The organism is Streptomyces sp. NPDC058469 (assembly GCF_042721125.1).
Taxonomy (GTDB): domain Bacteria; phylum Actinomycetota; class Actinomycetes; order Streptomycetales; family Streptomycetaceae; genus Streptomyces.
Window position 1 is genome coordinate 1 of record NZ_JBHXME010000245.1, and the last position, 12,043, is coordinate 12,043.

At 68.6% G+C, this 12,043-nt stretch carries 12 protein-coding genes and 1 pseudogene; 5 read left to right on the plus strand and 8 right to left on the minus strand.

Annotation, left to right across the window (positions count from 1 at the left end):
* Positions 1–446: 446 nt before the first annotated feature.
* The 3 genes and pseudogenes from ACFWP5_RS49430 to ACFWP5_RS49440 form a co-directional block, all read right to left on the minus strand.
* Positions 447–892 (minus strand): annotated as a pseudogene (locus ACFWP5_RS49430) (hypothetical protein).
* A 39-nt stretch (positions 893–931) separates the two neighbouring features.
* A complete protein-coding gene (locus ACFWP5_RS49435) occupies positions 932–1,234 on the minus strand; it encodes a hypothetical protein (RefSeq protein WP_384173034.1) in 303 nt (100 codons plus the stop codon).
* Between the two features lie 58 nt (positions 1,235–1,292).
* Positions 1,293–1,628 carry a hypothetical protein gene (locus tag ACFWP5_RS49440; protein ID WP_384173007.1) on the minus strand — a complete coding sequence of 112 codons (336 nt, stop codon included), beginning with the start codon at positions 1,626–1,628 and terminating at the stop codon, positions 1,293–1,295.
* Between the two features lie 223 nt (positions 1,629–1,851).
* Between ACFWP5_RS49440 and ACFWP5_RS49445 the strand changes: the two genes are divergently transcribed.
* The 5 genes from ACFWP5_RS49445 (at position 1,852) to ACFWP5_RS49465 (ending at position 6,201) form a co-directional block, all read left to right on the plus strand.
* Positions 1,852–3,069 (plus strand): hypothetical protein, encoded by a 1,218-nt coding sequence (locus ACFWP5_RS49445; protein WP_384173037.1) that lies wholly within the window; start codon positions 1,852–1,854, stop codon positions 3,067–3,069.
* 272 nt (positions 3,070–3,341) lie between these two features.
* Positions 3,342–3,695 (plus strand): DUF317 domain-containing protein, encoded by a 354-nt coding sequence (locus tag ACFWP5_RS49450; protein ID WP_384173010.1) that lies wholly within the window; start codon positions 3,342–3,344, stop codon positions 3,693–3,695.
* Between the two features lie 103 nt (positions 3,696–3,798).
* Complete coding sequence (locus ACFWP5_RS49455; RefSeq protein WP_384173013.1) at positions 3,799–4,089, plus strand: hypothetical protein; 291 nt, start codon at positions 3,799–3,801, stop codon at positions 4,087–4,089.
* A 15-nt stretch (positions 4,090–4,104) separates the two neighbouring features.
* Complete coding sequence (locus tag ACFWP5_RS49460; protein WP_384173040.1) at positions 4,105–4,926, plus strand: DUF317 domain-containing protein; 822 nt, start codon at positions 4,105–4,107, stop codon at positions 4,924–4,926.
* Positions 4,927–4,971: 45 nt separating this feature from the next.
* A complete protein-coding gene (locus ACFWP5_RS49465; protein WP_384173016.1) occupies positions 4,972–6,201 on the plus strand; it encodes an IS110 family transposase in 1,230 nt (409 codons plus the stop codon).
* A 290-nt stretch (positions 6,202–6,491) separates the two neighbouring features.
* Here the strand turns inward: ACFWP5_RS49465 and ACFWP5_RS49470 are convergent, their stop codons facing one another.
* From ACFWP5_RS49470 to ACFWP5_RS49490, 5 genes are all read right to left on the minus strand, one after another.
* Entirely contained in the window at positions 6,492–7,598 is a 1,107-nt protein-coding gene (locus tag ACFWP5_RS49470; RefSeq protein WP_384173019.1) for a TIGR02391 family protein, read from the minus strand.
* Between the two features lie 215 nt (positions 7,599–7,813).
* The gene (locus tag ACFWP5_RS49475; protein WP_384173022.1) at positions 7,814–8,236 is read right to left on the minus strand and encodes an NUDIX domain-containing protein; all 423 of its coding nucleotides are present in this window, start codon (positions 8,234–8,236) and stop codon (positions 7,814–7,816) included.
* Between the two features lie 247 nt (positions 8,237–8,483).
* Entirely contained in the window at positions 8,484–9,167 is a 684-nt protein-coding gene (locus ACFWP5_RS49480) for a hypothetical protein (RefSeq protein WP_384173025.1), read from the minus strand.
* A 77-nt stretch (positions 9,168–9,244) separates the two neighbouring features.
* Positions 9,245–9,688, minus strand: coding sequence for a hypothetical protein (locus ACFWP5_RS49485; protein WP_384173028.1), 444 nt, complete (start codon positions 9,686–9,688; stop codon positions 9,245–9,247).
* Between the two features lie 83 nt (positions 9,689–9,771).
* Positions 9,772–11,493: a relaxase/mobilization nuclease domain-containing protein gene (locus ACFWP5_RS49490; protein ID WP_384173031.1), complete on the minus strand. Its 1,722-nt coding sequence runs from the start codon at positions 11,491–11,493 to the stop codon at positions 9,772–9,774.
* Between the last annotated feature and the right edge of the window lie 550 nt (positions 11,494–12,043).

A 12,043-nucleotide genomic window follows, 5' to 3' on the forward strand; every position in this document is an offset into this window, starting at 1 on the left:
GACACCGCCGCTCGCGGTGAACCAGATCATCTGAGATGACGAGCGAATCAGACCAGATCACTTGAGACGGGGGTCAGGTCGACAGAGACGGGACAACAGGGTTCGCTGTCAAACGCCTCGATTGGATGTCTGTAGGTTCTCGTGGTTCGTGTCCGACGGCGCGGACGTGACCTGCGGCTTCGTACGGTGTCTCACGCCGTGGCCGGCCGTTCAGTCTCACGATCGTGGCCGAACCTTGGAGTCGCGGCACCGCCTGGGAAGGTGCAAGGCCGCTGACCTGTGGTGTCTCACGAGTGTTGCCATGCAGTGTCCATCAGTCGTGAGATTCGGCCACGGATCCTGAGATCCCACAAAATCTATGTAGGTTCTCACTTTCGATGTCAGGCGCCGGCGCTATGGCCTGGACGTTCCCCTCCAGTCTCACGACGTGTCGGCAGGCGGCTGTCTCAGATCGATGCCATTTCCTCAGACTGCCCAGCCGGCTGCGCCGGACCTAATGAGCCTGCATCGGCGGCCGTCCGTTCCATCCACTTCCGCACCTTCACTGCTTGCTCGATGCGGTTGACGATGTCCTTCTTGGACGCCGTGTCCAAGGTCTCCGAGATCTTGTCGAAGGTGTCGGGAAGGACATCGAGGAGACCCCAGATCTGCTCGCCGGTGCTGACGGTCAGCAGTTGCTGGCACCTCCACTGCAGCGGCACCTCGAGACGGTGCGTGAGCCGCTGCACGAGTGTCGGGAACAGATAGTGCGTCGCTTCTGCGGCGAGGTGCTCTCGTAGCCAGTCGACCGGAAGCCGCGCTGGCTGAAGCCATGCATGGCGGCCTCCTGGGCCAGGTCCAGGAGCTGAGCGGTGTCGACGGCTCGGACGGTGCGGGGAAGGTTCGGGGTCATGTCGCGATGATGCCAAGGAGCCAGTGCGGCGCCGAGAGGTCAGCTGGGCCGGGATGCGATCTGCTGACAGGCAAGGCCCCAGACGTCCTCGAACTCCTCGAAGGTGAGTTGTTCGGGGTCGTGGCCTTCCCATTCCGAGACGGGCAGCTCGGCGGTGATCCCGAATCTGCTGTCGTAATCACCGAGGCGGCCTGCGTCGCGGGCCCGCTGCCACTCGGCGAGGGAAGCAGCTGCGATTGGGATCAGCTCTGGCCCTTCGAGTTCGACCTGCCGGATCACCCAGCCTTCGGCGTCGACCTCGAAGTAGAACCAGATGTCTTCCTCGTCCCAGTAGCAGCGCATCCATGTGGTCACCAGGCCATGATGCCGGGCCAGAGGCGCCGCCCTACTCCGCTCTGTCTCATGACTGGGCGATGAATCCTGCGGATCGGTCGAGCTGGAAAGGAGAACCGACCCGGGTTGGATCCCAGCCTTGATCCCGTGCCTCTCGAGTGCTGGCAACAACGTGAGCCGGACGAATGGGCTCCGCCTCGACGCCCACCCAGTTGCCGGGATGGGCCTGACCGCTGGTGACGATCAAGGTCGTGCCCGGCTGGCTGCCGCTGGCAGCTTCAACCGCATAGGTCAGCGGTGTCCAGCAGAGGCCCTGCATGTAGGAGGGCTTCCTGCGGATCCGCCAGCGGTACTCGATCCCGTCAACGGTTATGCGCCGGGAACCCTTCTTGCTCAGCGCCATCTTCGCCTCCTCCGCTGTGGGACTCTGCTGCGTTGCCGCGGTCGCGAAAAGCAGGTTGCACGCGAACGTACCGAACGTTGTCGCCGACAAGCGTCTTCGGGACTACGGATGGGTTGATCAGCCCATAATTGGAGTCAGTGCCGAGCGACCCGGCGCATCGCACCCGCCCCGGGTGCACTCACCGCGATCGGAGAGCATTGTGAAGAACAGGGCGTTGTGGCGAGTGGTTGACAACGCGAGTGGTAGCCAGTCCATCGTCAGCACGCCCTCCGAGGCGGTCGCGTTCGTCAACAGCCGGTTCGACACCGATGACGACGACGAGCCGTTCAGCATCACCGAGGTCGGTCCTCTCCTTCCGAAGCCGCTCGGGGTCATCACCGCATGGGCCGCCGAGAAGGACGGCGAGCGAACCGACGGGCGTACTGCCCCGATCACCATCAGGCCGGTTGTGACGGACAACGCCGGCGAGTGCGATGACGTAGTGCTCTGGCGCGGCGTGTACGTCTCCTGGGACCACGACATGTACACCGTCGAGGAGCCGGACAGCTCCGGGTACAGCGAGGCTTACAGCGCTGCCGAGTTGAGCGCGATCCTCGACGAGTACACCGACGACTACGAGTACGCGCCTGAAGGGCCCGACAGCCACAGGTGGCCGAAACCGGAAGAGTTGATCACCTACGGCGCCCAGGAGTGCGCCAAGCGGTTCGGGCACCTCGACGACGACGCCCTGCTGTGGCTCGCTGCCACCCGCATCACGCTCGCGGTGTGGCGCAACACACCCGTCGAGAACTGGCATGCCGGGAAGAGTCCGCTCCACGACGGCACAATGATGCGGATCAACACGGCAACCACCCGACTCGTGCGCTCGATGCTGTCGTTCGACCATGTCGACTGGATCGGTCTCGGTCTCGCGATCGTCAACCCGTCCCGGGTTCTACCGACCGGGCAGTCTGTTCTCGAGCTCGGGCTGGCCTGCCACAATCCTGACGACCCGGCGCATGAGGCTGATCCGCGCGAAGAACTCGCGGAGATGGCACAGGACGCGATCGCTTGGGGGCGAGCGTACTGCCTTCGCGAGAAGACGTTCGGCCTGCGAACCCTGATCGAATTCTTCTGCGCGTCCGACAACGGTTGGTTCGGAACACCGAGTTGGGGGCGCATCGTCGATCGATTCACTACGGCTGTCGACGACCGGGAGAATGCGCACTGGCACGTGCACCGAGAGAAGCCTTGGTTCGACGAGTGGTTCATCAACCGCCCGGTCGACATTGCGGACACCACGGAACTTCGTCGGCTGCTCCATGCCGGGCCCGACCTGCTGTCCGAGGAGGCCGCCGAATGGTGCGTGGATGGTGCCATCGGCTACGTCTGCCGGGACGACCACGCGAACGGCTGCCTGCAGTGCGGCATCCCGCTGGCAACGAAGTCCCCCAACGAGTAAACGTGGGCATCAGCGTAGAAAAGCAGAAACCCACTGACCGCGCTCTGTCTTGCCTACTGCGACCTGCGAATCTCAGCTTGGTGTCGGATCCGACTTCCATCCGACACCGACCGTGAGATTCCGACACGGAATTTGAGATCCCACAAATCTACTCGGCGGACAGTTCGCCGGGGGCAGACATGAAAGATCGCGGAAAGACTGGCCAACGTGTGCGAGGGCATGTCAACGTAGACGACCTTGCAGGAAACGCCAGGTCAGAGAGGTGATTGCCTGTGGCCGTGGCGCCCGCAGGCCCCGGATTCTCCACCACCGTCGAAGCTCTGCGGCTTCGCAAATGGCAGCTCGGCCCCGGCCAGCCCACGCTGGTCATGGACCAATTCTCCGCAGAGGAATTCCACCTGATCGTGGACGACCGCGGGGACGTACACGTCAGCTCGAAGGACGGCCGCTTCTACCTCGGCTGGTCCCCGATCGGCCGCCCCGGCACGGACGCCGAGGGATGGAAGATCGCCGTCACCGGCACGGCCAAGGTGCGCGGCTACCAGCTGTCGTTCGACGTCGAGACGCCGGCCGACATTGTCGCCGCCGCCGTGGCGCGCGTGCTGGAGACCTCGCGTCGCATATGACTGCGGACGCTCGTAGACAGTTCTCGCTGGGCGGGTGGCCGGCTGTCTGCCGACGACGCCCGCTCCATCGCTCACCGTATCCCTCACCCCATGGAGGCTGTTCGTGACGTCCCCGGAGATGACCGTTGGCGATCTCATCGACCTGCTGTCCGGCTTCGACCGGAGTGCGCCGGTCCGCCAGGCCATGAACCCGTTCTTTCCGATGGCGCACCGCCTGGCGCAGGTCGTGCAGTTCGTGGACGAGTTCGGCCAGACCGTCGTCTACCTCGCCGAAGGGCGGGATGCGGATGCACAGCTTGGACATCTGCCGTCGGAGGTTGCCGTCGCCCTCACCTGGCGGGGCCCCGTACAGGCACCCCCGCGCCGTCCCCGCCGCAGTGCCGGCGGCAACTAGACCCGCACCGAGCCCCTGGAGGCGCTCCTGTACCCCGACTTCCCGCTCGACCCGTCGACTCCGCGCGGCGGCCAGCCCGCGTTCTGGGTCGGTCCCCGCCACCTGGCGGGTGACGACGGACGGCTCTTCGACGCCGTCGCCGACACGCTCACCGGCCTCGGCTGGACGAGCCTGACGATCCTGCGCGGACGGCGGGAGCCGGACGAGGCGCCAGAGGACCGGCAGGTCCTGCGCTCCACCGTCCTGCACCTCAGTCCCGACACCCTGCGCTGGGCCCAGTGGGTCCTCGCGGACGAGCCGTTCTACCTGGGGGAGTTGCCGGTCGCCTGGCAGGTGTCCGCCCGAGCGGACACCGCCAGCCCGCTCGCCCAATGGTCCGCCTACTTCACCCCCGACGTCCCGGGCGAGGCCATCGTCGACTTCCTCTTCGCGCTCGACGCCCGCGACGCGCCCGCCGAGCAGTTCGCCGGGCCCGGGCCGGTCCTCGACGCCGTCACCGCGCACGGCTGGCTCCGTGACATCGACCGGCCCGACACAGGAGCGATGGACCCGACCATCACCTCGCACCTCACCCTCGGCGAGGTGCCGGCCCTCATCCAGGACGCCGACCCGCGCCCCCTGGCACTCGGTGTGGACGAGGCGGGCCCGGTCGGATGGCAGGCGTGGGCGGAGCCGGTGTTCGGCGCGCCGTGCCTGTGGGTGGCATCGTTCAGCGGCAGCGTGCCGCACGACCTCGTCGCCGCGTTCGCCTCCTCCCTCAGCTCCACCACTCCGGTTCTGCGCCGGGTGCTGCCCGAGAGCACCAGGGACCGACTCCTGCGCGCCCCGGCCGGCTGACCACCGTGAACCGGGTGAAGGCACCCCGAGAGACAAGGAGTTGTGTTGCCGAGGTTCTGGTGCGGCATCGACTGGTCGGAGTCGTTGAACGACGTCGCCGTGGTCGACGCGAGCGGGCGGATGGTCGCGCACACGCGGGTGGAGGAGACTCCCGCCGGAGTCGAGGAGATCCTCGCTCTCCTGCGTGGTCTGCGCACGAGCCACCGCCACAGCCGCAAGCAGGTCCCGGTGGCGATCGAGACCCGCCAGGGCCTGCTCGTCGCCGCCCTGGAGGCGAAGGACCAGCCCGTCGTCACGATCAATCCCACCGTCGTGGCCCGCTACCGGGGCCGTCTCAGCCCCGCGCGCCGCAAGTCGGACCGGGCCGATGCCGTCCTGCTCGCCAACATCCTGCGCACCGACGGCGCCCTCCACCGCCCGCTGCCGCGCACCTCGCACGCCGCGCAGGCCGTCACCGTCCTGGCCCGCGCCCAGCGCGACGCCGTCCACACCCGCCGGCACCACGCCAACCAGGTGCGCAGTCTCCTGCGCACCTACTACCCGGCCGCGCTGCTGGCCTGGAAACAGCTCCCCAACGGTCTGGTCCGCACCGAAGCACGCGCCCTGCTTGCCCTCGCACCCACCCCGCGCCAGGGTGCCGCCCTGAGCAAGCGGAAGATCGCCGACACCATCTCCGCCGCAGGACGCTTCCGCCTCGTCGACGAACACGCCGCCCGCCTCAGGGACGTGCTCCAGCAGCGTCACCTCCGCCAGCCCCCCGAGGTGGAGGAGGCCATGGGGCACCGGATGCTCGCCGCCCTGCACCAGCTCGACGACGTCTGCGCCACCGTCGAGCACCTCACCGAGGCGACCGGTGACGCCTTCCACGCCCACCCGCACGCCGGGGTGTACTCCTCCTTTCCGGCCTGCGGGCCGGTCATCGGCGCACGGCTCCTCGGGGAAATCGGCGACGACCCCGACCGCTTCACCGTCCGCGGTCTGCGCGCCTTCGCCGGTGCCGCGCCCCTGACCTGGGAGAGCAGCAGCAGCCGGATCGTCACCCACCGCCGTATCGCCAACCGCAACCTCAAAGCGGTCGGCCACTACTGGGCCTTCGCCAGCCTCACCCGCTCACCCGGATGCCGCGCCCACTACGACCACCGTCGCGAGCGCGGTGACGGATACGCCGCCGCGCTCCGCCACCTGTACGGCAAGCTGCTCTCCAGCCTCCACCACTGCCTGAAACACGGCGTGCCCTACACCGAAGACATCGCCTTCCCTCCGCGCAAGGAGTAAAGGAGCGCGGGCGGGTCGAAAGCGGCCGGGAACACACCTGAGCATCACCCCGGGCCACCATGAGCCCTGACGCGGGAACGGTGCCCGGCCGCCCTCCGCCTGCCCGACGCCCACGATGCCCGCCACCCCCAGAAGGGGTGGCGGGCATCGTCATACTCCCTCCCGGGCCGACCCCGGCTCGGCCACGACCGGCTTGAAGATGAGCCCAGCGATGATGAGTTGAGGCAAGCGCAGGTTGCCTCTCCAGACGGCCCGCCCTGTGCCGGTGGCCAGCTTGGAGGAGCGTGCGATCACGAGCCGGCGGCGGCCTTGCGCCGCTCGTCCTCAAGGTCGAGGCGCCGCATCAGGAAGCTGGCGATCACCAGCATCTCCTCCGCCTCGTCGCGGGCGTCCTTCTCGTCCGGCCCGTGCATCCGGGGGTTACGGAGCGCGCCCATCGCGCCCTTGAACAAAAACTGCATGCCGGTCTGTTCGCTGTCCAGTGAGGTTCCCGTGGACCGGGTCACGGTGATCATCGGTCCCGGCTTGCCCAGCGCGATGCCCATCAGCTTCTCCCCGACCTCACGGACACCAACGAGCGTCTGCACACGGAACTCCACCGCCTGGAAGGCGCTCCTCACCGCGTCGTAGTAGAAACCGCTGCTGAACCGCTCGGCGGCCACCTCCATGATCAACGGATGCAGGACGCAGGTGACCGACATCGTCTCCGGCACCTCCGCGACGGAAACCGGGGCGGCTGGCGTTGGTGTCGGCGTGGGAGCAACGATGAATTCCGGCAGGCGGTTTGAGAAGGGGCGGTTGTCGGCCTCTGTCCGCGCCGGCCCGATCACCTGTTCCCGGATCTGCCAGTAGTCTTCCAGCCGCTGTACGTCAGCGAACGGCCGGATGCCCCGGTCAAAGCGCAGCGACCAGTTCAGCTCTTCCCCGTTGTTACCGCCGCCGCGGAAGCAGGGCTCGTGCACTCCGAGTTCGGCTGCCGCGAACATAGTCTCCTTGGTCAGCAACTTCGGGTCGGTCCCCGGCTCACCCTTCATGTCCACGGGCATCAGCATCGGCTGCTCATCTGGCTGCGTGGGCTGGAAATGGGGCTCGATGGTAGCCGCTGTCCGCACCATCCCGAGGAAAACGCGGATGGCGGACCCGGCACCAGTGCAGTTCGCCGCGCCGGCGATGGTCAGCGGCAGTTCCTGAGTGCCTTGTGGTACCCGCGAGATGTCTGGGTCAAGTCCCCGCAACAACGCAGGGCACAGCTGCTGTACGGCTTCTTCGTACTTCTGGCCCGACGCGTAGAGCTTCCGGTCGATGACGTCGAAGCTCGGCCAGCGATGGTGCACGGCGAAGTGCGCCCAGATCGTGTCAAGGAGGACGTGGCCTTCTTCTCCCGTGGGGCGCGGCATACCTTCTGGTGCGATGGTCCGAGCGATCAACGTGCTGCCCCCAGCGTCCGAGCCTGAGTTACGTCGGCAGGCTACTCCCGGAACAACTCTGCACGGTGGCGACTTATTTGGGGCATCGGCGCAGCGGTGCATCCACTCCGGATACAGCGGGCACGGCTTCTCTGGGCACTGCTTGTGGTCCCGCACCGCCTGGCGCAGCTCGTTTGAGGGCAGGCTTACGGTGTCGGCGAGATGAGGTGTCGTGCGAGCTGCTCGACGTAGTGACGGACGTGGGGCGGCATCGGCTCGGGGAGAGCGTCGAGCGGGAACAGGCGCAGGTCCTGGCCTTCGCCGAGGACCAGGTTGTTCTCGGCCCCGTTCCAGAGCGTGACAAACACGTGGGGTGGGGTCTTGTCCTTCTCGTACGCGGTGACCGCGACTTCCTCGATCGCGACCGCGACGATGCCGGTCTCCTCCCGCAGTTCGCGCAGGATCGTCTCGCGCGGGGTCTCTCCCGTCTCGGCTCCGCCGCCGGGCATCGACCAGTGGCCTGGCCATGCGATGCCGGCCTTGTTGTCCCGCAGTTGGAGCAGGACCTCCCGGCGCGGGGTGGTGACGAACGCGAAGCACCCACGGGTCTTCACCTGACGGTCCGGCATGTTGACCCTTCTTCGTACGACGGCTGCCCGTTGGAGCCCGGCCGTGCACCGGCTTGCCCACTATGGTCCAGCCGTCGGCGTGTCCGGGGTGCACGGCAGCCGGACCGCCGTTGCCCAGTCCTTCCGTGACGGACGGGGCAGGATCGGGCGGTCGGGGCGCTGCCCGGTTCAGCGGACCAGCGCCGTGCGTACAAGCACTGCTGCCCCCGACCGTCTCGGTCGGGGGCAGCAGTGTGTCGGGGGCCGGTCAGTTGGCCGTGGTCGCCTTGGCGAGGGCCTTGCCAAGGTGGCGGTCGACGAGGGCCGGGGAGCCGGAGACGATCACCAGCAGACTGCCGTCGCGGATCGCGGTCTGCTTCACGACGGTGCTCCGTCCTGCGGTGGAGAACGTCAGGAGCTGGCTCCACTGCTGATCCCCGAGTCCGTGGGGCGCGGTCAGCTTCTGCGAGGTCATGTCGATCGGGGTGCCGCTCGCGACGACCTGATAGGTAGGGCATCCGGTCATGGCGTCGAAGATCCGGCCGATGCCGTCGGACAGCTTGTTCGCGCTGTCGCTGTACAGCTCCTCGGAAATCTCCGAGGAGCTGCCGCCGTAGGCGAAGGTGACCTTCGCCTTGCGAGGGAAGGTGAGTGAACCGCCGGTCGCCGCGTCGCCGCCCAGCTCGCTCAGGGCTGGGCAGCCGACGACGGTGACGTCGTCGTGCTGGGTGGGGCGCTGCGGCGTGCGCAGGTAGCCGGAGCCGAGGTCGCTCTCGTCGAGCAGGCGCTTCTTCAGCGCTGTCGAGGACAGCGGAGCGCCGTTGCCGTCGGCTCGGGTCGGCGTCCCGGTGCTGGTGGTGGTCGGGTCGGGCGTGGTGTTGGTGGAGCAGGCGGGCACGGCGAGGAGGGCGGCGGTGATGCCGAGGGCGGTGGTGGCGATGCGAACGCGCATGGCGGAACTGACCCCTTGGTGCTAGGTGACGGGTGGTCAGTGGGGGCCCGCGGGCCCAGGGGTCGTAGGGGTGGGTGTCAGTGCCCGAGGTGGCGCAGGCATTCCTCGAACGTGGCGTGCGTTGCGTCCGCCGGCCCGGAATTCCGGTTGTACCAGGCGGTGTCGAGACGCGTCTCGTGCTGCTGGTGGCCTGCCCGGCAGCGCAGCCACACCTGGTCGCGGGTGGAGAGGATGAGCCAGTCCCGGTACGCGCCGCACTGGGTGCAGGCGACCATCTCGCCGTCGAGGACGAGAGGCTGCTTCCACGGCATCATCTTGCCGTCGAGCTGGTCGTGGCTGGGCACCCGCAGTTCCGGTGGAAGGAAGTCGTCCACCGCACCGGTCGGCTCGCCGTGCTCCGGTTCGGCCGGTGGTCGCCCGATTCCCGGCGGGACCTGATCCTGCAGCTGCGCCGACAGCTCGAAGAATCGGCGCTGCGCCTCGCTGGGCTCCGTGGCCCGGCGTCGTATCCGGTGAAACACCCTCGCGTTCTCCTCTGCCTCGTCCTGCTCGCGTCATGATCGTGCCCTGGGCCCCCGGCGGTTTCAATTCACAAACTCCACAGTCACGCCCGTCCGTGCCGGGAACCGGACCGCCGTGGCGTCTGACGTCCTGCGCGGGGTGCGGATTCCCCGGATTGTGGGGCGGCGGTCGCCATGTCGCTGGTGTCGGCGGGCAGGCCCGCAGCTCGTCGCAGCCGCCATACCAGGACGTCGCTGACGGACTCGGCCGTGCCCAGTTCCCGCCGCCGGGCGGCGTCGGCGAGGAGGCTGGAGGGATCGTGTCCTGCCGTTTCGGCGTCGGTGAGGGTGGCGGCGAGCGCGTACCAGCCGGGTTCGGCGAGGATCTGCTCCGCCATGTCCGGCAGCGCCTGGCGCAGGACCGTGGTCTGTCGCTGGAGGAGGGGCCGTCCCAGGTTCCGGCCGCGCTGGTAGAGGGCTCCGAGCGGCCGGGCGGCGGCCAACAGGTAGGCGCTACGCAGGTGTTCGGCGGCCTGGCGGGCTGCGGCGGCCTGCTGGGCGTGGCCCTTCTTCGCGTGCCAGTGGGCGGCGGCGGTGATGAGGAAGAACAGCATGTCGATCGCCATGGCGGTCGTCGCGCCGTCCTCGCCCCGGCCGAGCGCGGGTCCACCGTGGACGAGGTCGCGGGCGGCCTGGCGCAGCGCCCGGTCGTGCCCGCGCTCGGCCCGGACGTGGGAGCGGGAAGCGCGCTCGAACGCGACTGCGGCATCACGTAGTTGGGCCCGGGTGTGGGCGGCGGACGTCTTCGCCAGGGCGTCCAGGACCTCTCCAGCGGAGGCGATATGGGCGGCGGCGACCGCGTCGTCGCCGTACTCGATGACGACCACGGCCTGCCAGGCCGCGGAGGCCGTGCGCCGGCGGGCAGCGGCCGGTCCGCCCGGCGCCACAGGCTCCTTCGGACCGGCCGCCACGGCGACCTGGTCGTGGCCGCCGGCGGACCAGCGTTCCCGGATCCGGGGCAGCGACAGGTCGGGCGCGAGACGCGCGCCGGGGTAGAACACCGGCTCGTCGTCCTTGTTGAGGTCGTCGGGCAGCGCCACTTTGTAGCCGAGCAGGTCCCCGGAGGGCGCGGCCCGCTTACGGATCAGCAGACCGGCGGCTGCCAGGCGGTCGAAGAACTCCTCCTCGCTCACGGCGCCGGCGACCGCGCGCCGTACGGTCTCGCGCAGTTCCTCCCGCGCGGTGCGCTCGCGGCCCTGGCGCTCGGCCTTGTGGCGTTCGGCGCTGGTGGGCCGCTGGGCGGCAGTGCCGTCACCAGGGGTGACTTCGTGGAGGCCGTACTCCTTCTCGATGAGGCGGCATTCGGCCTGGGCGCGCTGGCCGGAGCGGAAGTCGTCGGGGCGGCTGCCGTCCTCGCACACCAGGGTGGCGACGATGTGGATGTGATCGTCGGCGTGGCGTACGGCGGCCCAGCGGCAGCCGGGCTGCCCGTCACCGGGGTCGATGCCGGTGACGGCCACGACCCGCCGGGCGATCTCGCCCCACTCCTCGTCGGACAGGATCCGGTCGTCCGCCGTCGCGCGCACAGAGGTGTGCCAGACGTGCTTGGCCGGCCGCGCATGCTGAGGCAGGGCGAACACCGGTTGGTCGAGAAGGAGTTGGAGATCCTTGAGGGTGGCGTGCGGGTCACGTCCGGGGTCGGGGGACATGCCGTCGAAGGAGGCCACGAGGTGCGGGTCGGTGTGATCCTCGTAGATGCCGGTCTCGTAGAGGTAGGCGAGCAGACCGATCGTCCGGGTGCCGGAGTCGTTGACGCTGGGGATCACGCGGTGCGCTGCTCGATCAGCCGGGCGGAGGCGTCGCGGACGCTCTCCGCAGCGTGGTGGACAGCGGTGATGGCCGCTTCCAACTGGGGTGCTGTAGAACCGGAGTTGAGGGCCTTGACCGCCTGGTTGAGGTTGCTGCCGGCCCAGCCGAGCTTGCGGCGGCTGTCGAACAGGGCGGTGATCAGATCGCGTTCGTCGGCGATCTGGGTACGGGTGCGGTCGAGGTCGCGTGCTGCGGCGAGCGCGGAACGGGCGAGGAATCCGGCGACGGACAGGTTGCACCGGGCGGCGGCGAACGTGATCGACGCGAACTCGTCATCGTTGAAGCGGGTGTTGGGCTGGTGCAGGCGCTTCTTCTCGCGTGGCTGACGCGGACGCTGACGGGCGCGGTCGGCGCGCTTACGGCGGCTGCGGCGTGCGGTCGGCTTCTCCTCCTGTCCCGGCTTCGATCCGCCCTCGGTCGAAGCCTCCTGGACCTGCGCCCTTGGTCAGCTCCAGGTTGTCCAGTCCGGCGAGCTCGACGACGCGGGCGTTCGCCTTCCCCTTGAGT